The organism is Actinomadura sp. KC345, assembly GCF_004348515.1.
Taxonomy (GTDB): domain Bacteria; phylum Actinomycetota; class Actinomycetes; order Streptosporangiales; family Streptosporangiaceae; genus Spirillospora.
Genome location: NZ_SMKH01000016.1, coordinates 1 through 26,512 on the forward strand (window position 1 = coordinate 1; position 26,512 = coordinate 26,512).

22 protein-coding genes are annotated in these 26,512 nt (G+C 72.9%); 13 read left to right on the forward strand and 9 right to left on the reverse strand.

Translation table 11 applies throughout. From position 1 onward, the window contains the following. Positions 1-232 precede the first annotated feature (232 nt). From E1281_RS04560 to E1281_RS04620, 13 genes are all read left to right on the forward strand, one after another. A complete protein-coding gene (locus E1281_RS04560) occupies positions 233-1,747 on the forward strand; it encodes an FAD-dependent monooxygenase (protein ID WP_131875862.1) in 1,515 nt (504 codons plus the stop codon). A gap of 84 nt (positions 1,748-1,831) precedes the next feature. Beyond that, the gene (locus E1281_RS04565; RefSeq protein ID WP_131875863.1) at positions 1,832-2,170 is read left to right on the forward strand and encodes a TcmI family type II polyketide cyclase; all 339 of its coding nucleotides are present in this window, start codon (positions 1,832-1,834) and stop codon (positions 2,168-2,170) included. Further along, complete coding sequence (locus E1281_RS04570; RefSeq protein WP_279433586.1) at positions 2,167-3,435, forward strand: beta-ketoacyl-[acyl-carrier-protein] synthase family protein; 1,269 nt, start codon at positions 2,167-2,169, stop codon at positions 3,433-3,435. Before E1281_RS04565 ends, E1281_RS04570 begins: the two co-directional genes overlap by 4 nt. Continuing rightward, positions 3,432-4,700, forward strand: a complete 1,269-nt coding sequence (locus tag E1281_RS04575) for a ketosynthase chain-length factor (protein ID WP_131875865.1) — start codon at positions 3,432-3,434, stop codon at positions 4,698-4,700. Before E1281_RS04570 ends, E1281_RS04575 begins: the two co-directional genes overlap by 4 nt. Positions 4,701-4,758: 58 nt before the next feature. Further along, on the forward strand, positions 4,759-5,028 hold the full coding sequence (locus E1281_RS04580) for an acyl carrier protein (RefSeq protein ID WP_131875866.1): 270 nt from the start codon (positions 4,759-4,761) through the stop codon (positions 5,026-5,028). Between the two features lie 29 nt (positions 5,029-5,057). Next, positions 5,058-5,873 carry a 3-oxoacyl-ACP reductase FabG gene (gene fabG, locus E1281_RS04585; protein WP_131875867.1) on the forward strand — a complete coding sequence of 272 codons (816 nt, stop codon included), beginning with the start codon at positions 5,058-5,060 and terminating at the stop codon, positions 5,871-5,873. 68 nt (positions 5,874-5,941) lie between these two features. Further along, positions 5,942-6,892, forward strand: a complete 951-nt coding sequence (locus tag E1281_RS04590) for an aromatase/cyclase (RefSeq protein WP_131875868.1) — start codon at positions 5,942-5,944, stop codon at positions 6,890-6,892. A gap of 6 nt (positions 6,893-6,898) precedes the next feature. After that, a complete protein-coding gene (locus E1281_RS04595) occupies positions 6,899-8,401 on the forward strand; it encodes an FAD-dependent monooxygenase (RefSeq protein ID WP_131875869.1) in 1,503 nt (500 codons plus the stop codon). 28 nt (positions 8,402-8,429) lie between these two features. After that, on the forward strand, positions 8,430-9,494 hold the full coding sequence (locus tag E1281_RS04600; protein WP_131875870.1) for a glucose-1-phosphate thymidylyltransferase: 1,065 nt from the start codon (positions 8,430-8,432) through the stop codon (positions 9,492-9,494). Continuing rightward, on the forward strand, positions 9,491-10,480 hold the full coding sequence (rfbB, locus tag E1281_RS04605) for a dTDP-glucose 4,6-dehydratase (protein ID WP_131875871.1): 990 nt from the start codon (positions 9,491-9,493) through the stop codon (positions 10,478-10,480). Before E1281_RS04600 ends, rfbB begins: the two co-directional genes overlap by 4 nt. Then, entirely contained in the window at positions 10,467-12,017 is a 1,551-nt protein-coding gene (locus tag E1281_RS04610; protein WP_131875872.1) for an acyl-CoA carboxylase subunit beta, read from the forward strand. The genes rfbB and E1281_RS04610 overlap by 14 nt, the downstream gene beginning before the upstream one ends. A 31-nt stretch (positions 12,018-12,048) precedes the next feature. Beyond that, entirely contained in the window at positions 12,049-12,309 is a 261-nt protein-coding gene (locus tag E1281_RS04615; protein ID WP_131875873.1) for an acyl-CoA carboxylase epsilon subunit, read from the forward strand. Next, a complete protein-coding gene (locus E1281_RS04620; protein ID WP_131875896.1) occupies positions 12,278-14,065 on the forward strand; it encodes a biotin carboxylase N-terminal domain-containing protein in 1,788 nt (595 codons plus the stop codon). The genes E1281_RS04615 and E1281_RS04620 overlap by 32 nt, the downstream gene beginning before the upstream one ends. A gap of 67 nt (positions 14,066-14,132) precedes the next feature. Here E1281_RS04620 and E1281_RS04625 read toward each other — a convergent pair whose 3' ends face one another. The 9 genes from E1281_RS04625 to E1281_RS04665 form a co-directional block, all read right to left on the reverse strand. Beyond that, positions 14,133-14,705: an NAD(P)H-dependent oxidoreductase gene (locus E1281_RS04625; RefSeq protein WP_131875874.1), complete on the reverse strand. Its 573-nt coding sequence runs from the start codon at positions 14,703-14,705 to the stop codon at positions 14,133-14,135. A 31-nt stretch (positions 14,706-14,736) separates the two neighbouring features. Next, the gene (locus tag E1281_RS04630; RefSeq protein WP_131875875.1) at positions 14,737-15,888 is read right to left on the reverse strand and encodes a DegT/DnrJ/EryC1/StrS family aminotransferase; all 1,152 of its coding nucleotides are present in this window, start codon (positions 15,886-15,888) and stop codon (positions 14,737-14,739) included. 20 nt (positions 15,889-15,908) lie between these two features. After that, positions 15,909-16,529, reverse strand: coding sequence for a dTDP-4-dehydrorhamnose 3,5-epimerase (gene rfbC, locus E1281_RS04635; RefSeq protein ID WP_131875876.1), 621 nt, complete (start codon positions 16,527-16,529; stop codon positions 15,909-15,911). A 30-nt stretch (positions 16,530-16,559) separates the two neighbouring features. Then, positions 16,560-18,734: an MFS transporter gene (locus E1281_RS04640; RefSeq protein ID WP_131875877.1), complete on the reverse strand. Its 2,175-nt coding sequence runs from the start codon at positions 18,732-18,734 to the stop codon at positions 16,560-16,562. Positions 18,735-18,749: 15 nt separating this feature from the next. Then, the gene (locus E1281_RS41695) at positions 18,750-20,006 is read right to left on the reverse strand and encodes a nucleotide disphospho-sugar-binding domain-containing protein (protein WP_243716590.1); all 1,257 of its coding nucleotides are present in this window, start codon (positions 20,004-20,006) and stop codon (positions 18,750-18,752) included. Then, positions 19,900-21,351, reverse strand: coding sequence for an MFS transporter (locus E1281_RS04650; RefSeq protein ID WP_207943094.1), 1,452 nt, complete (start codon positions 21,349-21,351; stop codon positions 19,900-19,902). Before E1281_RS04650 ends, E1281_RS41695 begins: the two co-directional genes overlap by 107 nt. A 32-nt stretch (positions 21,352-21,383) precedes the next feature. After that, on the reverse strand, positions 21,384-22,226 hold the full coding sequence (locus E1281_RS04655; protein WP_279433587.1) for an SDR family oxidoreductase: 843 nt from the start codon (positions 22,224-22,226) through the stop codon (positions 21,384-21,386). Positions 22,227-22,289: 63 nt separating this feature from the next. After that, complete coding sequence (locus tag E1281_RS04660) at positions 22,290-22,952, reverse strand: response regulator transcription factor (protein WP_243716584.1); 663 nt, start codon at positions 22,950-22,952, stop codon at positions 22,290-22,292. Between the two features lie 567 nt (positions 22,953-23,519). Then, positions 23,520-26,420: a M36 family metallopeptidase gene (locus E1281_RS04665; RefSeq protein WP_279433588.1), complete on the reverse strand. Its 2,901-nt coding sequence runs from the start codon at positions 26,418-26,420 to the stop codon at positions 23,520-23,522. Positions 26,421-26,512 lie beyond the last annotated feature (92 nt).

Below are 26,512 nucleotides of genomic sequence, written 5' to 3' on the forward strand. Positions count from 1 at the left end.
CTGCCCGCACACGGTGTTCCGGGAACGGGCGGGTGAAAGGGACCGGACTCGAACACACCGGCTTCCGGCCGCTCCGATTTACCCCCCTCTTACAATTAACGGTCCCGTGACGAAGATATACATAGATCTTGCACAGCCGACTTGACCCTGCCCCGCCGAATTGTGGATTTTGGTGAATGGCTCCAATGCATTCACCCCGAGATGTCCCGCAGATCGAGCATGGGAGAGCGAGATGGACACGTCCGTGATCATTGCCGGTGCCGGCCCCGCAGGGCTCACCCTGTCCGCCGAGTTGCGACTGGCCGGAGTGGACGTCATTGTTCTGGAGAAACTACGGGAGCCGACCGGGCAGTCCCGCGGCCTGGGTTTCACCGGCCGGACCATGGAGGTGTTCGACCAGCGCGGGCTCCTGCCGCTGCTTCCCGACCTCGAAACCAGCAATGTCGGGCATTACGGCGGCCTGGGCCTCGACTTCAGCGTGATCGAAGGCGCCCACTGGGTGGGCAAGGACCTGCCGCAGGCGCGCACCGAGGAGATGCTGACCGAATGGGCCGTGGGCCTCGGCGCCGACATCAGGCGGGGCCACGAGGTCGTGGCGCTGACCCAGGACGACCAGGGCGTGACCGCGGAGGTCGACGGGCCGGGCGGGCGGAGCCGGTTCTCCGCCCGGTACCTGGTGGGATGCGACGGCGGCCGCAGCACCGTGCGCAAGCTGGCGGGCTTCGACTTCCCCGGCCTGCCCGCGACGCTGGAGATGTTCATCGCCGATGTCAAGGGCGCCGACATCGAGCCGCGCTGGACCGGTGAGACCAGGCCCAACGGAATGGTCATGGCGGGCCCGCTGAGCGACGAGATCACCAGGATCGTCGTCTGCGAGAAGGACCATCCGCCGCCCGCCGAACGCCGGACCGAGCCCCCGAGCTTCGCGGAGGTGGCCGGCGGCTGGGAGCGCCTCACCGGCCAGGACATCAGCCACGGCACCGCCGCCTGGGTCACCTCGTTCGGCAACGCCACCCGGCAGGTGACCGAGTACCGCCGAGGGCGCGTCCTGCTGGCAGGCGACGCCGCCCACATCCACCTGCCGGCCGGCGGCCAGGGCATGAACACCGGCATCCAGGACGCGATGAACCTGGGCTGGAAGCTCGCCGCCCAGGTGCACGGCACCGCGCCCGACGGGCTGCTGGACTCCTACCACACCGAGCGCCACCGAGTGGCGGAGCGGGTGCTCACCAACACGCGGGCACAGGGCCTTCTCTTCCTCAACGGGGACGAGATGCAGCCCCTGCGGGACGTCCTGACCGAGCTCATCCAGTACCCCGAGGTCAGCCGCCATCTGGTGGGAAGCGTCAGCGGGATCGACATCCGCTACGACATGGGGCCGGGCGACCACCCGCTGCTCGGCGCGCGGATGCGCCCCGGCGAAGAGATCCACGCCGACGGCGGGCGGACGAGGGTGGGCGATCTGCTGCACGCCGGCCGCGGCGTGCTGCTCGACCTGACCGGAGACGCCGCCCTGCTCCGCGACGCCGCCGGCTGGGCCGACCGGGTGGACGTCGTGACGGGCGGTTCCCAGGCCGGGGGCGATCTGGCGGGCACCGATGCCGTCCTCGTCCGTCCCGACGGCTATGTCGCGTGGGCGGCGCCGGGGTGCGGCCCGGTGGACCGCGCGCTGCGGCGCTGGTTCGGCGCGCCCGACGCGGGCCGCGCCGCCGGCCGCGCCACCGCGGACGCCCTCGCCCAGGGCTGACCCTCGCGCCCAGCCCAGGCGAGCCCCAGTCACGGCCCAACGTCCGGCGGCGCGCCGGCACCTTGCGAAAGGGAGTGATTCAGCGTGCACAGCACCTTGATCGTGGCCCGGATGAAACCGGCTTCGGAAAACGATGTCGCGCGGCTTTTCCGCGATTTCGATACCACCGAGATGCCCGACATCATGGGAACGAGGCGACGCCAGCTCTTCAGTTTCCACGACCTGTACTTCCACCTTCAGGATTTCGACTCCGACGACGGCGGCGCCGCGATCCAGAAGGCGAGTTCGCACCCGCTCTTCCAGGAGATCAGTGACGCCCTCAAGTCCTACATCGACCCCTACGACCCCGAAACATGGCGGTCCCCGAAGGACGCGATGGCGACACGGTTCTACGAATGGACCGATCGGAGGCCGAGGTCGTGACCAGACGGGCTGTCATCACCGGCATGGGAGTGCTGGCGCCCGGCGGAACCGGCGTCAAGGACTTCTGGAGCCTGCTGACCGAGGGGCGGACGGCGACCCGCGGCATCACGTTCTTCGACCCGGAGCCGTACCGGTCGCGGATCGCGGCCGAGATCGATTTCGATCCCGCGGCGCACGGGCTGCGTCCCCAGGAGATCCGCCGGATGGACCGCGCGGCGCAACTCGCCGTGGTGGCCACGCGGGAGGCCGTGGCGCACGCCGGCCTGGATCCCCGGGACGATCCCTGCCGCACCGGTGTGTCGATCGGCAGCGCGGTCGGCGCCACCATGGGACTCGACCGGGAGTACTGCGTGGTCAGCGACGGCGGCCGGCTGGATCCGGTCGATCACCGCTACGCGCCAACGCACCTGTACGACTACTTCGTGCCGAGCTCGTTCGCCGCCGAGGTCGCCTGGGCGGTCGGCGCGGAAGGGCCGGCCACGGTCGTGTCGACCGGCTGCACCTCCGGTATCGACGCGGTGGGCCACGCCGAGGAGCTCATCGCCGAGGGCTCGGTGGACGCGATGGTCTGCGGCGCCACGGACGCGCCGATCTCGCCGATCACCATGGCCTGCTTCGACGCGATCAAGGCGACCTCACCGCGCAACGACGACGCCGGGCGGGCCTCGCGGCCGTTCGACCGGACCCGCAACGGCTTCGTGCTGGGTGAGGGCGCCGCCGTGTTCGTGCTGGAGGAGAGGGAGCGGGCCCGGCGGCGCGGCGCGCCGGTGATCGCGGAGGTCGCGGGTTTCGCGACCCGCTGCAACGCCTTCCACATGACGGGCCTGCGCCCGGACGGGCGGGAGATGGCCGAGGCCATCCGCGTCGCGATGGACGAGGCGCGGGTCGCCCCGGAGGACGTCGACTACGTCAACGCGCACGGCTCGGGCACCAAGCAGAACGACAGGCACGAGACCGCGGCGTTCAAGCGCGCCCTCGGCGACCGCGCCCGCCGTGTCCCGATCAGCTCCATCAAGTCGATGATCGGCCATTCGCTGGGCGCGATCGGGTCGCTGGAGATCGCCGCGTCGGCGCTGGCCATCGAGCACGACGTGGTGCCGCCGACGGCGAACCTGCACCATCCCGACCCCGAGTGCGACCTGGATTACGTGCCGCTGACCGCCCGCGACGTGCCCACCGGCACGGTGCTCACCGTGGGAAGCGGGTTCGGCGGCTTCCAGAGCGCCATGGTGCTGCGGGCGCCACGCGGGAGGGACGGCGCATGACCGGGACGACACTCGTGACCGGCGTCGGGGTGACCGCGCCCACGGGCCTCGGCACGGCGGACCACTGGACCGCGACCTGCCGGGGACGTGCCGCCATCGACCGCGTCACCAGGTTCGATCCGGAGCGGTACCCGGCGCGGCTGGCCGGCGAGGTGCCCGGCTTCACGGCCGAGGAGCACCTGCCGAGCAGGCTGATCCCGCAGACCGACCACATGACCCGGCTCGCGCTCGTGGCCGCGGACTGGGCGCTGGCCGACGCGGAGGTGTCCCGGGAGCGGCTGGGCGAGTTCGACGTCGGCGTGGTCACGGCGAGTTCGTCGGGCGGCTTCGAGTTCGGCGAGGGCGAGCTGCGGAACCTGTGGAGCAAGGGGGGCCAGTACGTCAGCGCGTACCAGTCTTACGCCTGGTTCTACGCGGTCAACACCGGCCAGATCTCCATCCGCCACGGCCTGCGCGGACCGGGCGGCGTGCTGGTGAGCGACCAGGCCGGCGGGCTGGACGCCGTCGCCCAGGCCCGGCGGAGGATCCGCAAGGGGGCCAGGCTGATCGTCTCGGGCGGCGTCGACGCCTCGCTCTGCTCCTGGGGCTGGGCGGCCCTGCTGACCTGCGGGCGGCTCAGCGCCGCCGACGACCCCGAGCGCGCCTACCTGCCCTTCGATCCCCGGGCGTGCGGCCATGTGCCGGGCGAGGGAGGGGCCCTGCTCGTCCTTGAGGACGCCGCTTCGGCACGCGAGCGCGGTGTGTCCGGCTGGTACGGCGAGATCGCGGGGTACGGGGCCACGTTCGACCCGCGGCCCGGCAGCGACCGGGAGCCCGGCCTGCGCAATGCCATCCGGCTGGCGCTGGAGGACGCGCGGACCGAACCCGGCGAGATCGACGTGGTGTTCGCCGACGCCGCCGCGACGCCGGAGCTCGACCGCGTCGAGGCCGAGGCGATCGCCGCGGTCCTGGGACCGCGCGCGGTGCCGGTCACCGCGCCCAAGACGATGACCGGGCGGCTCAACTCGGGCGCCGGCCCCCTGGACCTGGTCACCGCGCTGCTGGCGATCCGCGACGGGCTGGTCCCCCCGACCGCCAACGTCGCACCGGATCCCGGATACCCGATCGACCTGGTCGTCGGCGAGCCGCGGCGGCAGGCCCTGCGCACCGCGCTGGTGCTGGCGCGCGGACACGGCGGGTTCAACTCCGCCGTGGTCGTCCGCGCACCTGAGCCGGGCCACGCGCGCCCGCCGGCCCCGCCAGGGGAACCGGCCGGCCCGCCGTGACCCGTTCACCACGGCTCCCCTGCTCACCATGACCCCTCACCGAAAGGAGAAGGCGGAGATGAACCAGGCGGAATTCAAGATCGACGATCTCCGGCGCGTGCTGACCGAGGCCGCCGGCATTCCCGAGGAGGTGGATCTGGAGGGCGACATTCTCGACATGGAGTTCGACGTCCTCGGCTACGACTCGCTGGCCCTCCAGGAGACGGGCAGCCGCGTCGAGCGCGCGTACGGCATCGAGCTGGAGGACGAGGCGATCGTCGACGCCAGGACTCCCCGCGAGTTCCTGTCGACGGTCAACACGCGGCTCGCGGACATGGACGCGGGCTAGCGACCGGCCCACCGATTGGAGAGAGGGCAATGTCGGACAACGGCAAGTCAGGCAACGGCAAGTCGGGCAACGGCAAGCGGGTCGCCCTGGTCACCGGGGCCACCAGCGGAATCGGGCTCGCGATCGCGCGGACCCTGGGGGCGGCCGGGCACCGGGTGTTCATCTGCTCGCGGACCCCCGAGAACGTCGAGGCGACGGTCAAGCTCCTGCGGGACGAGGGCCACGAGGTGGACGGGGCGGCGTGCGACGTGCGCTCCCGCGACGACGCCGAGGCGTTCGCGCGGGCCGCCGTGGAGCGGTTCGGACCGGTCGACGTGCTGGTCAACAACGCCGGCCGCAGCGGCGGCGGGCCCACCGCCGACCTCACCGACGAGCTCTGGGAGGACGTCATCGACACCAACCTCAACAGCGTGTTCCTCATGACGAGGGCGGTGCTGAACCAGGGCGGCATGCGGAACGGCGACCGCGGGCGCATCGTCAACATCGCCTCGACCGCCGGGAAGCAGGGCGTGGTCCTGGGCGCCCCGTACTCGGCGTCCAAGCACGGCGTCGTCGGCTTCACCAAGGCGCTCGGCAACGAGCTCGCCAAGACCGGCATCACCGTCAACGCGGTCTGCCCCGGCTACGTCGAGACACCGCTGGCGGAGGGCGTCCGCCGCGGCTACGCCGCCGCCTGGGGCGCCTCCGAGGAGGAGGTCCTGGAGAAGTTCCAGGCCAAGATCCCGCTGGGCCGGTACTCCACGCCCGAGGAGGTCGCCGGCATGGTCGGCTACCTGGTCTCCGACGGCACCGACGCGGTCACCGCGCAGGCCATCAACGTCTGCGGCGGGCTCGGCAACTTCTGAACGGGCGGCGGGCCCGGCAGCGGCCCGCGGCCCCCACGCAACCGTACGCAGGAAGGGAGACGACAGTCATGGCACCACCGGACACGCGCGAGGTGGAGCACGAGATCACGGTGCGCGCGCCGGCCTCGGAGGTCTACCGGCTGATCGCCGAGGTGGAGAACTGGCCGCGCATCTTCCCCCCGACCGTCTACGTCGACCCCGAGGAGCGCGACGGCCGGGACGAGCGGATCCGGATCTGGGCCACCGCCAACGGGGAGGCCAAGAACTGGACCTCCCGCCGGCGGCTCGACCCGGACGCGCTGCGCATCGACTTCCGCCAGGAGGTCTCCAGGCCGCCGGTCGCGGCGATGGGGGGCTCCTGGGTGGTCGAGCCGTCCTCCGGCGGCGGCGCGCCGGAGACCCGGGTACGGCTGCTGCACGACTACCGCGCCGAGGACGACGACCCCGAGAAGCTCGCGTGGATCGACCGGGCGGTGGACGGCAACAGCCACGCCGAGCTCTCCGCCCTCAAGGCCCACGCCGAACTGGAGCCGGAAGGAGGCGGGCTGCTGACCTTCAGCGACGACGTCTGGGTCGACGGGCGGGCCGCGGACGTCTACGACTTCCTCAACGAGGCGCAGCACTGGCCTCGGCGGCTGCCGCACGTGGAGGACGTGTCCCTGGAGGAGGAGACTCCGGGCCAGCAGCTGCTCACGATGGACACCAGGACCAAGGACGGCTCGGTGCACTCGACCACCTCCGTCCGGGTGTGCATGCCCTACACCCGGATCGTCTACAAGCAGATCCACGTTCCCCCGCTGATGACGCTGCACACCGGGGAATGGGAGCTGATCCCGGACGACGGCGGTGTGCGGGTCGTCTCCTGGCACACCGTGAAGATCAACGAGGCGAACATCACGACGGTCCTCGGCGGCGGGGCGGGCCTGCCCGACGCCCGCGACTACGTCCGCGGCGCTCTCAGCGCCAACAGCCTGACCACGCTGCGGCACGCCAAGGACCACGCGGAGCGGCGGAGCTGACCGGCCATGCCCGAGAAGGCGTCAGGGACGGATCCGGCCACCCGGGTCATCGTCGTCGGTGCGGGACCGGTCGGGCTGATGCTGGCCGGAGAGCTCCGGCTCGGTGGCGCCGAGGTCGTGGTCCTGGAACGGCTGCGGGAACCGACCGGGGAGTCGAGGGCCTCGCAGCTCAACTCCCGCACGATGGAGGTCCTCGACCAGCGAGGGCTGGTCGAGGCGCTGGGCGGGACGGAGCCCACCGGCCGGGGGCACTTCGGCGGTCTCGCGCTGGACGCGAGCCGGCTGCCCGGCCGGTACCCCGGCTACTGGAAGATCCCGCAGTTCCGCACCGAGGCGACGCTCCGGGCGTGGGCGTCCGGGCTGGGCGCCGACATCCGGTTCGGCCAGGAGGTGCGGGAGCTCGCGTCCGGCGACGACGGGGTCGAGGTCACCGCCGACGGCGCCGGCGGCCCGCTGCGGGTGTCCGGGGCCTACCTGGCCGGCTGCGACGGAGCGGACAGCACCGTGCGGCGGCTGGCCGGGATGGGGATGCGGGGCACCGCCGCCTCCCGCGAACTGCTGCGCGCGGACGTGGCCGGCCTGGAGATACCCGACCGGCGCTTCGAACGCTTCGAGAACGGCCTGGCCATCGCCGCGCGCCGCGGCGACGGCGTCACCCGGGTGATGCTGCACGAGTTCGGCCGCCCGGCCGCCCGCCGCGACGGCTCCCCGGAATTCGCCGAGGTCGTGTCCGGCTGGGCGCGGATCACCGGCGAGGACATCTCCACCGGCACGCCGATCTGGGTGGACGCGTTCGACGACGCCAGCCTCCAGGCCGCGCGCTACCGCGAGGGAAGGGTCCTGCTCACCGGGGACTCCGCGCACATCCAGCTTCCGGCCGGCGGCCAGGCGCTCAACCTGGGGCTCCAGGACGCCGCCAACCTCGGCTGGAAGCTGGCCGCGCAGGCCCGCGGCCGGGCCCCGGCCGGCCTGCTGGACACCTACCACGACGAGCGCCACCCGGTGGGCGAGCGGGTGCTGGCCAACGTCCGCGCGCAGGCGCACCTGCTGCTCGGCGGCCCGGAGGTGGAGCCCGTGCGCGCGGTGATGCGCGAGATGCTGGCGCTCCCGGAGTGCAACGACCGGCTGGCCGCCATGGTCGGCGGGCTGGACGTCCGCTACGAGGACGGCGGCCACCGCCTCGGCGGCGAGCGCATGCCGCACTGCGATCTCGTGGCCGGTCCGGAGCACACCAGCACCACCCGGCTGCTGCATCCCGCCAAGGGCGTCCTGCTCGACCTGGGCGGCGGGGGCGCGTCCCCGGGCGCCCCGGACTCGCCGGGGGCGGTGGCGGCGCCGTGGAGTGATCGCGTCCGGATCGTGCACGCCAAGGCCGGTCCGGACGGGCCGCTGGGCGATGTCGGCGCCGTGCTGCTGCGCCCGGACGGGCACGTCGCCTGGACGGCACCGGGCGGAGACGGCCTGCGCGCCGCGCTGAACCGCTGGTTCGGGCCGCCCTCGACGCCATGACCCCCCGATGAGACACCGGAGTTCACCAATGAAGGCACTTGTACTGTCCGGGGGGAAGGGAACGCGGCTGCGCCCCTTCTCCCATTCCCTGGCCAAGCAGCTCGTGCCGGTCGCCGGCAAGCCGGTCCTGGTCCACGTCCTGGAGAGGATCCGGGACATCGGCGTCCGGGAGGTCGGCATCATCGTCGGCGACAACGCCGAAGAGATCAGGGAGCTGCTCGGCGACGGGTCCGCCATGGGCCTGGACATCGCCTACCTCCACCAGGAGGCCCCGCTCGGCCTGGCGCACTGCGTGGCCGTCGCGGCCGACTTCCTCGGCGACGACGACTTCGTCATGTACCTCGGCGACAACGTCCTGCCGGACGGCATCGAGACCGCCGCCCGCGACTTCGCCGAGCGCAGGCCCGACGGGCTCGTTCTGGTCACCAAGGTGGCCGACCCCTCGCAGTACGGCATCGCCGAGCTCGGCGCGGACGGCTCCGTGCGGGCCCTGGTGGAGAAGCCCGCCCGGCCGCGCAGCGACCTGGCGATCATCGGGGTCTACTTCCTGACCGCGGCCGTGCACGACGCCGTCCGGGCGATCCGGCCGAGCCGGCGCGGCGAGCTGGAGATCACCGACGCGCTGCAGCACATGGTCGACGAGGGCAGGCCGGTCAGCGTCCAGGAGTACGCCGGCTACTGGGCCGACGTCGGCAGCATCGACGTCCTGCTGGACTGCAACCGGACGCTGCTGGAACGCCTGGTTCCCGAGGTCCGGGGGCGGATCGACGCGGCGAGCGGCGTGGACGGGCCGGTGGTGGTCGAGGCGGGGGCCGAGGTCACCCGCTCCCGCCTCCGGGGCCCGCTCATCGTCGGGTCGGGAACGGTCGTCAGCGACAGCACCATCGGGCCGAACGTGGTGGTGGGCCGCGGCTGCGCCGTGCAGGACGCCGCGCTGGAGGAGTCCCTCCTGCTCGACGGGGGGAACGTGCGCGGTGTCCGCGGGCTGAGCGGCTCCATCATCGGCCGCGGCGCGGAGGTGACGGCCCCGCGCGGCGGGCGGGGCACACGCCTGGTCATCGGCGACCACTCGCGGGCGGAGGTGGCGGCATGAGGGTCCTGGTCACCGGAGGCGCCGGGTTCGTCGGCTCCTGCTACGTCCGCACGCTGCTGGCCGACGGCTACCCGGGGTTCCGCGGCGCCGAGGTCACCGTGCTCGACAGCCTCACCTATGCCGGCAACCCCGGCAACCTGCCCCTCGACGACCCCCGGCTCACCATGGTCAAGGGCGACATCCGCGACCACGAGCTGCTCAGGCTGCTGCTCCCCGGGCACCACGCCGTCGTCCACTTCGCGGCGGCCTCGCACGTCGACCGGTCGCTGACCGACCCGGGCGAGTTCACCAGCACCAACGTCCAGGGCACGCAGATCCTGCTCGACGCCTGCCTGTCCGCCGGAGTGCCGAGGGTGCTGCACGTCTCCACCGACGAGGTGTACGGGTCGATCGAGACCGGCTCGTGGACCGAGCAGGAACCGCTGCGGCCCAACTCGCCCTACGCCGCGTCCAAGGCGGGCGCCGACCTGGTCGCCCACGCCTACTGGCGGACCCACGGCCTGGACGTGCGGATCACCCGCTGCACGAACAACTACGGCCCGTACCAGCATCCGGAGAAGCTGATCCCGCTGTTCACCACGAGCCTGCTCGAAGGCGAGCCGGTGCCGCTGTACGGGGACGGCCGCAACGTGCGGGAGTGGGTGCATGTGGAGGACCACTGCCGGGGCGTCCAGCGGGTCCTCACCCACGGCGCCGAGGGCCAGATCTACAACATCGGCGGCGGCACGGCGCTGACCAACCGGGAGATCACCGCCCGGCTGCTGGAGCTGTGCGGCGCGGACTGGTCCCTGGTCCGCCAGGTGCCCGACCGCAAGGGGCACGACCTGCGGTACGCGATCGACGACTCCAGGATCCGCCGCGAGCTCGGCTACGCGCCGCGCCGGTCGTTCGAGGAGGGACTGCGCGAGGTCGTGCGGTGGTACCGGGACAACGCGGGCTGGTGGCGGCCGGCCAGATCCGGAGGTGCGGCGCATGCACCCGCGTGAGCGCCTGGCCGAGCTGCGTGACACGCGGGAGGCGGCCCGCCGGGGCCCGGATCCCGCGGCCACCGGCCGCCAGCACCGGAAGGGCAAGCTGACCGCGCACGAGCGGCTGGAGCTGCTGCTGGACGAGGGCACCTTCGCCGAGGTCGAGACGTTCCGCCGGCACCGCGCCACCGGCTTCGGGCTGGAGGACCGCCGCCCGCACTCCGACGGGGTGGTGACCGGCTGGGGCGAGGTGCACGGCCGCACGGTGTTCGTCTACGCGCAGGACTTCCGGATCTTCGGCGGGGCGCTGGGCGAGGCGCACGCCGCGAAGATCCACAAGCTGATGGACCTGGCGGAGGCGGCCGGAGCGCCGGTGGTCGGGCTCAACGACGGCGCCGGCGCGCGGATCCAGGAAGGGGTGGCGGCGCTGGCCGGCTACGGCGGGATCTTCCGCCGCAACACCCGCCTGTCCGGGGTGGTCCCGCAGATCAGCGTGATGCTCGGGCCGTGCGCCGGCGGCGCGGCGTACTCCCCCGCGCTGTCGGACTTCGTGTTCATGGTCGGCGGGATCGCGCAGATGTTCGTCACCGGGCCGGACGTGGTGCAGGCCGTCACCGGCGAACGGGTCTCCCACGACGGCCTCGGCGGCGCCGACGTGCACGCGGCCACCTCCGGTGTCGCCACCCTGAGCTACGAGGACGAGGAGTCGTGCCTCCAGGACGTCCGGTTCCTGCTGTCCCTGCTGCCCGCCAACAACCGCGAGCTGCCGCCCGCCCGGCCGTCCTCCGATCCGCCGGACCGGGGCGGCGACGCCCTGATCGACCTCGTCCCGGCCGACTCCTCCCGCACCTACGACGTCCGCCGCGTGCTCGCGGAGCTGGCCGACGACGGCGAGTTCTTCGAGGTGCAGCCCACCTGGGCGGCGAACCTGGTCTGCGCGCTGACCCGGCTCGGCGGCCAGGTGGCGGGCGTGGTCGCGAACCAGCCCGCGCACCTGGCCGGGGTGCTGGACATCCCCGCCAGCGAGAAGGGCGCCAGGTTCGTCTCCTTCTGCGACGCGTTCAACATCCCGCTGGTCTCCCTGGTCGACGTCCCCGGCTTCCTGCCCGGCATCGACCAGGAGCACGGCGGCATCATCCGGCACGGCGCCAAGCTGCTGTACGCGTACTGCAACGCGACCGTCCCGCGGGTCTCGGTCGTGCTGCGCAAGGCCTACGGCGGCGCCTACATCGTCATGGACTCCCGTTCGATCGGCGCCGACCTGGCCTTCGCCTGGCCGACCAACGAGATCGCGGTGATGGGCGCCGAAGGGGCCGCCGACGTCGTCTTCCGCAAGGAGATCGCCGCGGCCGGCGACCCCGCGGCCATGCGGGAGCAGAAGACCAAGGAGTACCGGGCCGAACTGGTCCATCCGTACCACGCGGCCGAGCGCGGCCTGATCGACGACGTCATCGACCCGCGCGACACCCGGCGGGTGCTGATCCGGTCGCTGGAGATGCTCCGCGCCAAGCACGCCGACCTGCCGCAGCGCAAGCACGGCGACCCGCCGCAGTGAACGTCCGCGCCGTGCACGAAGGAAAGCCCCCGTGACCCGTCCAGACACCGCCCGTCCGGCCCCTCTCGTACGGATCGAGAGGGGCGATGCCCGGCCCGAGGACGTGGCCGCGATCACCGCGGTACTGCTGCTGCGCGCCCGCCGCGCCGCGGCCGGGCGCGGGCGGGACCGCCCGGCGAAGGCCGCGTGGCGGTCCCCCGCGTTCCTGCCGCCGCACAGCTGGCGGGACGGGCGGCAGGCGAGAGAGGTACGCCATGACACTGCACAAGGTCCTGATCGCCAACCGCGGTGAGATCGCGGTGCGCATCGCGCGGGCATGCAAGGACGCCGGTATCGCGAGCGCCGCCGTCTACGCCGGCCCGGACCGCGGGGCGCCGCACGCGCGCGCCGCCGACGAGGCGTACGCGCTCGGCGGCGACACCCCCGCGACGAGCTACCTCGACGGCGCCAAGGTGATCGAGGCAGCGTCGGCCGCCGGCGCCGCCGCGGTCCACCCCGGCTACGGCTTCCTGTCGGAGAACGCCGGTTTCGCCCAGGCGGTCCTGGACGCCGGCCTGACCTGGATCGGCCCGCCGCCGGGGGCCATCAGCGCGCTCGGCGACAAGGTGTCGGCCCGCCGGATCGCCGAGCGGGCCGGCGCCCCGCTCGTGCCCGGTACGCCCGGCCCGGTGTCGGGCGTGGACGAGGTGCTCGCGTTCGCCGAGCGGCACGGGACGCCGGTCGCGATCAAGGCGGCGTACGGCGGCGGGGGGCGGGGCCTGCGCGTCGCCCGTACCCTGGCGGAGATCCCCGAGCTGTACGAGTCGGCGGTGCGGGAGGCCACCGGCGCCTTCGGCCGCGGCGAGTGCTTCGTCGAGCGCTACCTGGACCGGCCCCGGCACGTGGAGACCCAGTGCCTGGCCGACGCGCACGGCGGGGTCGTGGTGGTCTCCACCCGCGACTGCTCGCTGCAGCGCCGCCATCAGAAGCTGATCGAGGAGGCCCCCGCGCCGTTCCTGAGCGAGGAGGAGAACGGCCTGCTGCACGCCTCGTCCGAGGCGATCCTGCGCGAGGCCGGGTACGTGGGAGCGGGCACCTGCGAGTTCCTCGTGGCGGACGGGACGATCTCGTTCCTCGAGGTCAACACCCGGCTGCAGGTCGAGCACCCGGTCACCGAGGAGGTCACCGGCATCGACCTCGTCCGCGAGATGTTCCGCATCGCCGAGGGCGAGCGCCTCGGGTACGGCAGCCCGCCGGTGCGGGGGCACTCCATCGAGTTCCGCGTCAACGGAGAGGACCCCGGCCGCGGCTTCCTGCCCGCGCCGGGCACCGTCACCGCCCTGCGGCCGCCCGCCGGCCCGGGGGTGCGGCTCGACAGCGGCGTCGAGGCGGGGTCGGTGATCGGACCGGCCTGGGACCCGCTGCTGGCCAAGCTGATCGTCACCGGCGCGACCCGCGAGGAGGCGCTGCGCCGCGCGGCCCGCGCGCTGGACGAGTTCGAGGTGGAGGGCCTGCCCACGGTCATCCCGTTCCACCGCGCGGTGGTACGCGATCCCGTCTTCGCCCCGGAACTGCATGGTTCCGGTGGCCCGTTCGGCGTCCACACGCGGTGGATCGAGACCGAGTTCGACACCGAGATCGCGCCGCACGCGGCGTCACCCGGCGGTGGACCGGACACCGCTGACGAGCCCCGCGAGACGATCGTGGTCGAGGTCGACGGCAGGCGGCTGGAGGTCTCCGTGCCCTCGTACCTGGGGCCGTCCGCAGGGGAGGCGTCTCATCCGGGGAGCGGAGCGGCGCGGCCCCGGCCCGCCTCGCCCCCGGGTCAGGGGACGGGCGGGGCGGTGTCCGGCGAGGCGCTCACCGCGCCGCTTCAGGGAACCGTGGCCAAGGTCGCGGCCGAGAACGGCGACCGCGTCGACGAGGGCGACCTCATCGCCGTGCTCGAAGCCATGAAGATGGAGCAGCCCCTGTACGCCCACCGGGCGGGGACCGTCGCCGGCCTGACGGCCGAACCCGGGGCGGCCGTCTCGGCCGGCGACGTCGTCTGCCAGATCCGGGATTCGTGATCCGCTCGATCCGGCGCTGCCGCCAGGACCCCGCGAGGTTCAGGACCCGTCGTCAGGACCCGTGTCGTCAGGACCCGTAGGGCGTGCGTGCCCGCGCCTCCCGGAGGGCGCCGGCCCACCAGGCGAGCTGGTCGAGCATGATCTTCGCGGCGCCGTCGCACGTCTCGGGGTCGACGGGATCGCCGGCGCCGTCGAACAGGCCGGGGTAGTTGGAGAAGCTCACCGAGTCCCTGACGGTGACCGCGTGCAGCTCGGCGAAGACCAGGCGGAGCTGCTCCACCGCGCGCAGTCCGCCGGCCACGCCCCCGTAGGAGACGAATCCGACCGGCTTCGCCTGCCATTCGGTGAGGAACCAGTCGATCGCGTTCTTGAGGCTCGCCGGGAAACTGTGGTTGTACTCGGCGGTCACCACCACGTACGCGTCGGCGGCCTCCAGCCGGCGGCCGACGGCCTCCACTTCCGGGGGGCGGTCCGCGGTGAGCACCGCAGGGAGCCGGTCCTCGGCGAGGTCGAGGACGTCGACGTCCATGTCCCGCCGCTGCCGGGCCCGGCCGAGGAACCAGCGGGCCGCGGTCGGGCCGAACCGTCCTTCCCGCGTGCTCCCGACGATCACGGCGAGCCGCAGCCTGCCTCCGTTCATGATCTGCCTCCTCCATCGCTTCGGTCGGTCGTCACGTGCGCGCCGCGGCGGCGGCGCGCTCGACGGCGTCGCGGAACCCGGTCGCCACCGTGCGCACGTCCGCGTCGTCCAGGCTCTGGTGCACCGGGAGCAGCAGGGTGCTCTCGGCCGCCCGGTCGGCACCGGGCAGGTCGGTCTCGGCCCGGTACGCGGGCACCCTGTGCAGCGGCGGGTAGCGGAACGTGGTGTAGACGCCGCGGTCGAGAAGGTCCGCCGCGACCCGGTCCCTGATCGCCGGGGGCAGCTGCACCCAGTAGAAGTAGCCGGACGTGGTGTGCCCCGCGGGCGGGCGCGGCGGCAGCCGCACCCCGGGGATCCCGGCCAGCAGCTCGTCGTAGGCCTCGACCACGGCCTGGCGCCTGCGCTGGAACTCGGGCAGCCTGCGCAGCTGCACACCGCCGATGGCGGCCGTGAGGTCGTTGCCGATCATCCGGTGCCCGAAGTCGCGCACGCTCAGCTCCCACCACCGGCGGGGCACCTTGGCCGACCTCGACCGGCCGCTGAACTGGTCCAGGCCGTGGTACGCCAGCGCGCGGACCCGCTGGGCCGCACCGGGGTCGCGCGCGTACAGCATCCCGCCGTCTCCGGTGACCAGGATCTTCATCGCGTCGAAGCTCCACACCGCCAGATCGCCGAAGGTGCCGCACGCCCGGCCGTCGACGGCGGAGGTCACGGCGCAGGCCGCGTCCTCGATCAGCGTGATACCGCGCTCCCGGCACAGCCGCGCGATGTCGTCGATGGCGCCGGGATGCCCGCCGTAGTGAAGCGGCAGGACCGCCCTGGTCCGCGGTGTCAGGCTGCGCTCGACGTCCTCGGCGGACGGGTTGAGGGTGTGCCGGTCCACGTCGCAGAACACCGGCCGGGCGCCGGTGGCGGCCACCGCGTTCGCGGCGCCGACGAAGCTGATGGACGGCAGGACGACGTCGTCCTGCGGGCCGAGCCCGAGCAGCTCCGTGGTCAGGAACAGCCCGTCGGTGGCCGAGCTGATGAAGACCACGTTGTCCGCCGGGACGCCGATGTGGCGGGCGAACGCCGCCTCGAAGTCCTTGGTGCGCGGTCCGTGTCCCAGCCAGTCGCTCTTGAAGACCTCCGCGACGGCGGCCAGTTCCTCCTCGCCCAGGCTGGGCTGGAATACGTTGATCATCGACCTCTCCTCGGGGTCTCTCACGGGGAATGTCCGGGGTCCGGTGCCCCCTCGCGCAGCCGCCGGTAGAGCGCCCGGCAGTCCGCGTAGGAGGGCAGCTCGCCGGCCTGTTCGGCGGCTTTCAGGGTCGGCGCGGCGGCGTCCTTGTCGGACAGGATCGGCTCGGTGCCGCGCGGCCAGTCGATCGCCAGGTCGGGGTCGAGCGGGTGGATCGCGTGCTCGCGCCGCGGCGCGTAGCCCTCCGAGCACAGATAGACGACGGTGGCCTCGCCGGTGAGCGCCATGAAGGCGTGGCCGAAGCCCTCGGCCAGGTAGACCGCGCGTCCCGACGCGGAGTCCAGCCGCACGGTCTCGGCGCGGCCGAACCACGGCGAGCCCGTGCGGATGTCGACGACGGCGTCCAAGACCGCCCCGCTCACGCACATCACGTACTTCGCCTGTCCGGGGGGCACGTCGGCGTAGTGGACGCCGCGCAGCACACCGCGGCGCGAGACCGAGCGGTTCGCCTGCGCGACCCGCAGCGGCCGGCCGGTCGCCTCCGTGAACCGCTCGTCGCGGAACCACTCGTGGAAGGCGCCGCGTTCGTCGGTGTGGATGTCGGGCTCCTGGAGCCAGGCGCCCTCCGGGCCGAGCGGCCGCATCCGCCGACCTCCCTTCGTGATGGCCGTTCGTCACTGGACCGTGCGGTCGAGGCGGTACCGCCGGAACCCGAGCGGCTTCACGCCGGGCATCTCCTGAACCAGGCGCCACTGCGGGCTCCCGGGGTGGGTGTCGTCCATGGCCGCGCGGTGGGCCTGTTCGTCGGCCCACTCGGCGTAGTTGAGGACGCGTGTCCCGTCCGTGCTGATGTGCAGATGGGCCGACAGCCCGCCGGTGTGCCCCTCGCTCTCCAGCGCCGCGATGACGGCGTCGGACCACTGCCGCGCCACCGCCGCGTCCCGGGTCTCGACGCTGACCGCCACCACGCACCCCGGGACGCGCGAGGTCTCCGGCGCGTGGCTGCGGTACAGGACGTACTCGGTGCACTCGACTCCGCGCGACCGGAGCCGCCCGGCCGCGCGCTCGTCCCCCGTCGTCTGCGCGTAGAGGAGGACGCTCTCGCCGTCGGCGCTCACGAACCGGCTGAGCGAGAGCAGGCCGGGAGTCCGCTCCCGGAGCTCGTCGCCGACCGCGGTGTCGCCGGAGGCCGGCTCCCCGACGAGCACGGCACCGGCGTCGTCGCGCATGACGTCGGGAAGGTCCCCGGACACGCTCCTCATGGCGGGCCCGGCGGGGGCCTTCTCGGAGGGCTCCTCGGTCCGCTCGGGAGACTGCCCCGCGCCGGGAGGCACCGCGCGCAGCAGCATGACGGTGAGCAGGGCCAGCGCCGCCGCGATCGCCGCGCAGACCAGGGCCACCACCTGCAGGCCGTCGGTGAACGCGGCGCGGGAGACGTCCGCCAGCTGGGTCGAGAGGCGAGCGGGCAGCCCCTCGGCCACCGAGACCGCGGCGCCGAGCGTGTCCTGCGCGGCCCGTGCGCTCTCGGCCGGAACACCGGCGGGCAGGGAGGACTCCACCCGGCCGCGGTAGACGGCGGTGCCGGCACCGCCCAGGACCGCGATACCGAGGGCCTGGCCGAGCTCGTTGCCGGACTCGGAGATCCCCGAGGCGGACCCGGCACGTTCGGGCGGCGCCGCCGCGACGATCATGTCGGTGCTGAGCGCCACCACCGGGCTGAGGCCCAGGCCGACGATCACGAAGCCGGCCACGACGTGGGCCAGGCCGGAGCCGTCCGCCAGGCTCAGGACCGCGAAGCCGCCCGCGGCCAGCAGCAGGCCCCCGCCCATCACGTGCGCCGGGCGGATCCGCTGCGCCAGCAGCGGCGCCGTCATGGAGCCGGCGACCAGGGCGAGGGCCGTCGGCACCAGCCACAGCGCCGCCTCCAGGGGCGACAGGGCCAGCACGAGTTGCAGGTACTGGGCGACGAGGAAGAACGTCCCGCCCATGACGAAGACGCCCAGCGCCTGCGCGGCCAGCGCGCCGCTGAAGACGCGGCCGGCGAACAGCCGCACGTCGATGAGCGGATCGGCCAGCCGGACCTGGCGGCGCAGGAAGACCGCGCCCACCGTGACGCCGGCCAGGACGGCCGCGACCGCGGCGGATCCCGCTCCGTACTCGGCGATCTGCTTGAGGCCGTACACGACCGCCAGCACCGCGCCCAGCGACAGGGCCGCGCTCGGCAGGTCGAGCCGGCCCCCGGCCGGATCCCGGTACTCCGGCAGCAGGGCGGGACCGGTGGCCAGCAGCGGCACGATGGCCGCCACACCGGGCAGGAACACCGAGCCCCACCAGAAGTGCTGGAGCAGGACCCCGCCCAGCAGCGGACCCAGCGCGCTGCCCACGGAGAACGCGGTGATCCACACCGCGATGGCGATCTTCCGCTGCCCCGGATCGTGGAACGCGGCCCTGATCAGCGACAGCGCGGACGGCAGCACCATCGCCCCGGCGACTCCCAGCAGTGCCCGCGCGGCGATCAGCAGCTCCGCGCTCGGTGCCAGCGCGGCGAGCACGGACGCGGCGCCGAAGGCCGCCGCGCCCCACAGCAGCAGCCGGCGCCTGCCGATCCGGTCGCCCAGGGTGCCCATGGTGATCAGGAACCCGGCGATCACGAATCCGTAGACGTCGGTGATCCAGAGCAGCTGCGCGGCGCCCGGACGCAGGTCCGCGCTCAGCTTCGGCACGGCCAGGTGCAGCACGTTCAGGTCGGCGGAGACGACCAGGATGAGCAGCGCGACGACGGCGAGCCCCGCCCACTCGCGCGCTCCGGCACGCCCGGTTCCCGCCTTCGCGCCTTCGGAGGTGTCCATGCTCACGGCGTTCCCTTACCGGCGGTACTCAGCGGTGAGGTCCTCCAGGACCGGGACGGCGTCGCGCGGTGACGGGACGGCCGCCAGATCCGCGTACAGCTCCCCGGCCCCCGTCCGGAAGGACGGCTCGTTCAGGATGCGTACCAGCGACTTCTTCACGTCGTCGACGGTGAGCAGGCCGCTCTCCACGGTCGGCATGGACAGCCCGGCGCCGCGGAGCGCGACATGGGCCCCCACCTCGACCCGCTCCGCGCCCTCGGTCGGGACGACGAGCTGCGGCACCCGTGCGGACACGGCCGCGGCGAACGTGCCGGCGCCGCCGTGATGGACGATCGCCGAGCAGGTCGGCAGGAGCTGGGTGAGCGGTACGTAGTCCACCACTCTGACGTTGGGCGGGACGCGGTCCACCGAGGCGAGCTGCGCGTCGTTCAGCGTGGCCACCAGCTCGATGTCGAGGTCGGCCACCATGTCCAGCAGGTCTCCGACGGGAATCCCGTAGTTCTTCGCGAAGAAGTGCCGCGAGCTCAGGCCCAGCGTGAGGCAGACCCGGGGTCGGCTCGGCCGCTCGTACAGCCACTCCGGGAGGACGTCCGCACCCGTGTAGGGAACCATCTGGACGGGGACGTAGCGCAGATCGACGGGCAGCCGCATCCGCGGCGGCATCAGGTCGACGGTCCACTGGCCCACGATCAGTTCCTCGTCGAAGTCGTGGCCCAGCCGCCGCAGGGTCGGCTTCATCATGCTCGCCATCGGGTCCAGGGGGTCCTCGGGCGGCCGGCTTCGCAGGCTGTCGAGCCGGTCGAGTCCTTCGAGGCGCCCGAGGAGCCTGCTCCTCGTCCAGCCCATGTGGTCGATGGCCCACAGCACGCGGGCATGGGCCGCCCCGCACGCGCGGGCCGCGATGGGCGAGGGGAAGGAGAGCGGATCCCAGAGCACCAGGTCGGGCCGCCACGATCGGGCGAATCCGATCAGATCGTCCACCATGGGCCTGCGGTCCGGACCGGGCGGGTGCTCGGGGTAGTAGAGCCCGAACGCGCCCAGCACGTAGTGGCCGATCGCCGTCCTGAAGTTGGCGTCTCCGGGGCCGAACGGCAGCGCGTCGACGATGCGCCGCAGCCGCTCGTCCTCGCCGGCGGCGCGTACCGCCCCGGCCAGATCCTCCTTCTCACCCACGGCCACCGCGGTGAGCCCGGCCTTGACGATCGTGTCCGCCATGTCGGGATGGCTGGCGACCCGGACGTCGTGCCCCGCGCTCTGCAGCGCCCACGCCAGCGGGACGTAGGGGTAGAGGTGAGCCGCCGCCGGCATCGTCGTGATCAGAACCTTCATCGTTTCGTGCACTCCTTACAGGTCGGTCGGGGCGGCCGCCGATGACGCCGGCGAGCGCGACGAGGAGCCCCAGCGCCCCGACGGCGGTGACGAGGCCGATCGCCGCGTGGGGGCCGGGGGCGGAGGCCGCGGGGAGCGCCAGGGCGGTCAGCCAGACGGCCAGCGCGCCCCCGAGCTGGACCGAGCTCTGGTAGACGCCGCTGACCAGTCCCTTGCGGGACTCGGGCACTCCCGCGGTGGCCTGGATGTGCAGTGCGGCGAAACACAGCACGTATCCGGCCCCCACCAGTAACGCGGTGGGCAGGATGTCCACGGTGTACGAAGGGGCCCCGTCCAGCCGCAGGAGCAGGGCGTATCCGGCGGGAGGAGCCGCGGCCCCGAGGGCGATGAGCCGCGCCGGCCCGTACCGCTCCGCCAGCCGCCCGCTGTAGGGGACCGACAGAAGCAGGAGCACGGTGGCGGGCACGAACGCCAGCGCCGTCCGAAGCGCGCTCCAGCCCGCGACCGCCTGCAGGTGCAGGCTCACCACGAGCAGCAGGCCCCAGAACGACCCGTTGAGCGTGGCGGCCCCCAGGCACGACCGGATTAGCGGGCCCCACGCGAGCACGCCCGCGCGCCCCTGCCCACGCTGTGCCTCATCGGTCTTCGCCGCCTCATCGGTCTTCGCTTCGTTCACGCCACCGGGAGCGCCTCCGCCACGGGGGACGAGGCGGAGGCCGGCCAGGAACAGCGCGAGCGCCACGGGCGCCGGCGCCGCGAGCGTCCACCGCCAGCCGAGCGCGGTGGTGAGCACGCCGGACACCACCAGCCCGCAGGTGAACCCGCCGGCCCCGAACAGCGCGTAGACGGACATGGCCCGGGTCCGGGCGGCTCCCTCCGGGAAGGCGGCCGCGATGATGGCCAGCCCGACCGGCGCGGTGAAGGCGGCGCAGGCTCCCTTGACGGCGCGGGTGGCCATCAGCAGCGGGCCGTCGCCCGCCAGGCCACCGGCCACCGAGGCCACCGCGAACACCAGCAACGCCACCAGGTACGGGCGGCGGGCGCCCACCCGGGCGACGACCTTGCCCGCGACCAGGATCAGTCCTCCGAACGCGAGGGCGAAGCCGGTGACGAGCCAGTGGGAGGAGGCCGGCGGCAGCCCGAGGTCGTCGCCTATCGCGGGCAGCGTCACGGCCGCCGTCGACACTTCGAGCGCGTCGAGCAGCATGGTGCCCGACAGGACGAACAGCAGCGCCCGGCCGGCCGGGTGCGACATCGTGGTGGACGGTTCCGTCCTGGCAGTCGGCATGATTCAGGCGTGCTCTCGTGACGAGGCGGCCCCTAGCCCAGCAGGGTGCCACCGGTGGCGTCGAGGAAGGCTCCGGTGACCCAGCGCCCGTCTGGAGAGGCGAGGAAGCCGACCACGTCGGCGACGTCCTCCGGACGTCCCACGCGGCCGAACGCCGACATCCGGGCCATCTGCTCGACGGCCTCGGGCATCTGGAAGACCGGGCCCCCGTTGTCGGTCAGACCGGGAGCGACGCTGTTGACGGTGATGTTCCGCGGGCCCAGGTGGCGGGCGTAGTGCAGGCTGATCATCTCGACCGCGCCCTTGGTCATCGCGTACGCGACCTCGTCGGGGTTGGCGACGCGGGTCAGGCCGGAGGAGATGTTGATGATGCGGCCGCCGTCGGGCATGATCTCCAGCGCGCGCTGCACGATGAACAGCGGGGCCCTGGCGTTGACGGCGACCAGCCGGTCGAAGAGTTCCGGCGTGATCTCCTCGGGCGGAACCCCGCCCATGATGCCGGCGTTGTTGACCAGAATGTCCAGCCGCGCCTGTCCGGTGGATCTTTCCAGCTCGTCGGTCAGGCGCGCGAACAGGTCGTCCACATCCCCCGGAGTTCCGAATTCGGCCTGGACCGGAAAGGCCCGGCCACCCGCCCTTCGCACCGCGGAAACCGTTTCCTCCGCAGCATCCTTATTGGCCGAGTAATGGACGGCCACCGTCGCTCCATCGCGGGCCAGACGTTCGGCGACGGCCTTCCCGATTCCCCGGCTGGCGCCGGTCACCAGCGCGGTCTTGTCCGTGAGATCCGCCATGGTCGCTCCTTGTCCTCGTTTCGGGTGCACGTTAAGGAGAAGCCCACACAAGTCAATCAATAGACCGGCCTGGACCGTCAATGGGCGAACTGTAAGATCCGCGTAAGATTACGTAAGATGATCGAGAGGCCGCTCGTCCGGCATTCAGCCGTGGCCGATCCCGAATCCGACGCCGCGGGCCGTCCTGATCCACGAGCCCGCGCCGAGTTTGCCGCGCAGGCTGCTGACGTGCATGTCGAGCGTCCGGCTCGACCCCACATGGTGGTCGTCCCAGACCTCGGCCATGATCTGCCTCCGCGGGAGGATCTTCTCGGGATGCCTGGCGAGCAGATGAAGGAGATCGAACTCCTTGCGGGTCAGGGCGACCGGGCGCCCGTCCACCCGCACCTCGCGCAGATCCGTGTCGATGTGCAGGGAGCCGCGCGAGATCTGGCGCCTGCGGTGGCGGTCCGGCCGGGCGCGCCGCATGACCGCCTCGATGCGGGCGATGAGTTCGCGGAACCCGAGCGGGATCTCCAGGCAGTCGCGCTTGTCCAGGCAGTCGTCCGACCCGGCCTGCAGGACGAGGACCCGGTGGATCCGGTCGTCACGGTCGGTGACGACGATGATCGGGGTGTCCCCCTCGTTCCGGATGGCCCGGCACACCTCAAGGCCGTCCAGGTCGGGCAGCTCCAGGTCCAGGAGGACGAGGTCGACCTGGTCGTGGCTCCGCAACGCCTCGGTTCCCGTGTCGACGCTCTCGGCGTCGTAGCCGTGCCGCCGCAGGCCCGCGGTGATGGATTCCGCGACGGCGGGTTCCTCGTTCACCACTAGTACACGCATGGTCTTCCAGCCGTGATTTCCCTGTGATGGTGACCCGTCTGCACCGGATGAACACGATCAGCCGTTCACTGGAAGTGACTCCGGTGATCTCCAGTCCGGACCGCTGAATGGCTCTTCCTCCGGGGCGACGGGCCATGGACGCCTCAGAGGAAGTCAGCATCCGGCCGGGCTCCCTGGGTACAGGAGCACAGGTCGCGGTTCCGTGCCTCGAACGGCCCGCTTGACTTCCCGTCGGTCGATACGGTCGAGCAGGGTTCCCCGCGCATTCCGATTTAAACACATGACGACACAGGCGCAAACTCGCCACGATGCGCCACCACGCCGAATTGGGCTCCGACCACCGGCGATATAGGCGGCACGGCCACTCGCCCTCCGGAATTGGACCGTGCCAATACGGCATTTCTTCAGCAACAACGTGAGCACACCGGATCACCCCGTCCACACACGGGCACCGGTCTCACCGTGATTCGTCACCCCGGGGAGTGCGACCCGGCGGGCGAGGCCGGAGGCGGGAGCCGCCGGGGGGCTCCCGCCTCGTCGGCCGGGTGCCGGTCAGCGGGCGAAGGCCTGGAGTTCGGCGGCCCGGACGATGCCGGCGCGGGGCGAAGCGGTGGCGCAGTCGGTGCCGGAGCGCGGGTCGTTGTCCTGCTCTCCCGCGTAGGCCGGGGCTCCGGTGCACTGGCTGGAGAGCACCTGCAGGCGCAGGTGGGTCGCGGTGAAGTTCCGTGGGTCGAAGGAACGCAGGGTGATGTCGGGTGCCGTCGGCCGTGGCCGGTCGGCGGGGAAGGCGTCGTCCGGGCTGGTGTAGACGGCGCGGTATCCGCCGTCCCGCGAGCAGTCGGCCTTGGTGGCGTCGCAGGCCAGCAGGCGGAAGGAGCGCAGCGCGGTGAACCGGTTCTGGGACGTGCCGGGCCCCTCCGGGTCGTCGGCGACCGTGGGGCGCAGCATCGCGCTGACCTGCACCCGGCCGATCCTGACCGGGCGGTCGCCGGCCAGGTCGACGGTCACCCGGCGGTCGGCCACGGGGGCGTTCACCGACTGCCAGTTGGTCGCCTCGGTCTCGTCCAGCAGCGCCTTGTGCGACAGGCCGTCGCCGGTGGCGGTGGCGCCGTTGGCGGCCGCGGCCTGGTTGCGGTGCATCGTGACCGGCAGGGTCCGCCGCGACCCGCCGATGGTGGCGGTGAACTTCCTGTGGCCGAAGCCCTCGCCGACCGCGACGAAGGAGTAGCGGCCGGGTGTCATGGCGAACGTGGCATCCAGCGGGGTCGCCGGGTCGGTGTCGGCCACCGGGACCGCGCGGGCCTCGTAGTCGCCCACGTAGAGGCGGACCTTCCCGTCCTCGGCGTCGCCGCGGGGGTCGAGCGTGACCTCGGCGTTGCGTGAGACCGGGGAGGCGAAGCTCGGGGTCGGGTCGGCGTCGGCGGGGCCGTCGCTGGCCGCGTCCTCTCCCAGGCCGTGCCGGGCGAACGCCTTCCAGATCAGGTCTTGGTTCTCGCCGCCGAAGCGGATCACGTCGGCGGCGAGCAGGGCGTTGCGGTGGTCGACGTAGCTGACCGCTCCGGTGGCCATGAGCAGCAGCGCGTCGAAGGACAACTGCGCCCACCGCCGGTTGCCCGGGCACCTGGCCACCGGCACCTTCCCGTCGGCGCACGCGCGCTGGAGCGAGGCGCTGCCGTCGCCGTGGCGGCGGACGAACGCCTGGCGGAGGTCGAACTGGGTGGCGGTCCAGATCTCACCGTCGGCGTGGACCTGGGGGCCGGTCAGGTCGTAGCCGAGATCGCTGTAGTTCAGCGGGCTGCGGCTCATGTCGTAGTTGCGGATCCCGGTGCGCGGCTCGCCGGTGACGTAGCCGCCGATGACGTACGGCGTCCGGCCGGGTGCGCGCAGTCCGTACTCGCGCAGGTACTCCATGGCGAGCAGGTCGGAGGTGCTCTCGTTCATCGCGCCCGCCTGCGGGCCGTTCCACCCGGAGTCCGGCCCGGCGACCATGCGGCCGGAGATGGCGTGGGCGTACTCGTGCCCGATCACGCTCATGTCGAAGTCGCCGTCGACGCACGGGGCGTAGAATGCGCCCGCGATCGGCTGCCACAGGTACATGTTGGTGATGGCGGGGACGCCGTCGGGCGGAGTTATCTGGTTCGCGTTGTCGCGGATGGCGGGGAACCTGGCGCCGGCCTGCGCGTTGCCCTGCTCGGGGTCGCCGCCGAGACCGCCGCGGTCGCCGTTGTCGACCTGCATGTTCCAGGCCGACTCGGTGAAGCCGAGCCGGTAGGACCAGTCGTGCAGCCGGTTGTGCTGGACGAAGAGGTTGGAGATGGCCGCTTCGACGTCGGCCTCCTGCGGGCTGTCCAGCGTCGCCGGGTCGCACTTGCTCGTGTACCACTGGTTGGCCCAGGGGTGGTCGTAGTCGCGGTCCGGCCTCGGCGCGCCGGTGCGGGTGCCGACGGTGAAGGGGTCGTCGCTCGCGCGGTTCTCGTAGGTGCGGGCCGCGTTGCCCAGGCTGGTCGTCGTCGAGGCTCCCGTTCCGGGGTCGGCGTCCCACGGCCTGCCGGTGGAGGGGTCGCCGCCGACCACGAACCGGCAGCCGCGCGCCGGCGCGTAGCACCAGGTCTCGCGGGTGTCGCGGGACGAGTAGTCGCCGCGCGGGGTGGCCGGGAACACCGACCAGCGCGGGTCGTCGCCATGCCGGTGCCGGTCGACGAGGTTCTCCCGCACGAGGACCGCGCCGGTGCGGGCGTCGACGTAGGAGGCGACGGCCTTGGGCTCCGCACCGGAGGAGTCCATGAGGACGACCTGGTAGGCGCTGCGGGCGCCCTCGGCGGTGGGGACGGCGACGAGCCGCACCCTGCGCGCCGCGTCGGCGGCGCCGGTGATACCGGCGTCCCGTCCGGCCGCGGCCACCGCGTCGTCCCGGGAGAGCGTGGCGGACGGCGGAGGCTCGTCGTCGCGGGCCAGGGTGGAGGTGACCGAGACGATCTCGCCGCCGCTCACGCCGACCGCCACCAGCCCGTCGTGACCGGCGGGCAGGTCACCGAAGCGCTGGCGCAGCAGCACGGCCGCGCCCTTGCCGATGGGGTTGACGGCGACCTTCTCCAGGCGGGCGACGGCGGCGGCGTCCAGGCCGAACAGGTCCCGGTGGCCGGCGAGGTAGGCGCGGGCCGCCTTCTCGGGGTCGTCGGCCAGCCCGCCGGCCAGGGGTTCGGCGTCGGTCACCGACGCAGGCGTGCCGAGCCTGTTCCACCGGACGGTCACGTCTCGGGCGGCACCCCGCTGCCGGGTGGTGGGGGCCAGGCCGCCGGTGCGGGCGTCCTTGTCGGGCAGGTCGGTGTGCTCGCCCGGGGGCTGCGAGCGGGGAGGGAGTGTTCCGGCCTGCCCGGGGACGGTGAGTCCCGAGGCGAGGAGCGTTCCGGTGACGGCGACGGCGGTCGCGGCGATCCAGCGTGTCCTGGACACCTTTGCCTCCTGGAGGCGGGCGGATGCCCCATGGGGTGGCGGCCGGCCGATCGCCCGGCCGACTTGAGAAAAGCACCCCACCAGAACTGCAA

What these genes read in the sequence shown, in the direction of transcription:
- E1281_RS04560 (WP_131875862.1), top strand. Translation starts at nt 233, where the DNA reads ATGGACACGTCCGTGATCATTGCCGGTGCCGGCCCCGCAGGGCTCACC.
- E1281_RS04575 (WP_131875865.1), top strand. Translation starts at nt 3,432, where the DNA reads ATGACCGGGACGACACTCGTGACCGGCGTCGGGGTGACCGCGCCCACG.
- E1281_RS04580 (WP_131875866.1), top strand. Translation starts at nt 4,759, where the DNA reads ATGAACCAGGCGGAATTCAAGATCGACGATCTCCGGCGCGTGCTGACC.
- fabG (WP_131875867.1), top strand. Translation starts at nt 5,058, where the DNA reads ATGTCGGACAACGGCAAGTCAGGCAACGGCAAGTCGGGCAACGGCAAG.
- E1281_RS04590 (WP_131875868.1), top strand. Translation starts at nt 5,942, where the DNA reads ATGGCACCACCGGACACGCGCGAGGTGGAGCACGAGATCACGGTGCGC.
- E1281_RS04595 (WP_131875869.1), top strand. Translation starts at nt 6,899, where the DNA reads ATGCCCGAGAAGGCGTCAGGGACGGATCCGGCCACCCGGGTCATCGTC.
- E1281_RS04600 (WP_131875870.1), top strand. Translation starts at nt 8,430, where the DNA reads ATGAAGGCACTTGTACTGTCCGGGGGGAAGGGAACGCGGCTGCGCCCC.
- rfbB (WP_131875871.1), top strand. Translation starts at nt 9,491, where the DNA reads ATGAGGGTCCTGGTCACCGGAGGCGCCGGGTTCGTCGGCTCCTGCTAC.
- E1281_RS04610 (WP_131875872.1), top strand. Translation starts at nt 10,467, where the DNA reads ATGCACCCGCGTGAGCGCCTGGCCGAGCTGCGTGACACGCGGGAGGCG.
- E1281_RS04625 (WP_131875874.1), bottom strand. Translation starts at nt 14,705, where the DNA reads ATGAACGGAGGCAGGCTGCGGCTCGCCGTGATCGTCGGGAGCACGCGG.
- E1281_RS04630 (WP_131875875.1), bottom strand. Translation starts at nt 15,888, where the DNA reads ATGATCAACGTATTCCAGCCCAGCCTGGGCGAGGAGGAACTGGCCGCC.
- rfbC (WP_131875876.1), bottom strand. Translation starts at nt 16,529, where the DNA reads ATGCGGCCGCTCGGCCCGGAGGGCGCCTGGCTCCAGGAGCCCGACATC.
- E1281_RS04640 (WP_131875877.1), bottom strand. Translation starts at nt 18,734, where the DNA reads ATGGACACCTCCGAAGGCGCGAAGGCGGGAACCGGGCGTGCCGGAGCG.
- E1281_RS04650 (WP_207943094.1), bottom strand. Translation starts at nt 21,351, where the DNA reads ATGCCGACTGCCAGGACGGAACCGTCCACCACGATGTCGCACCCGGCC.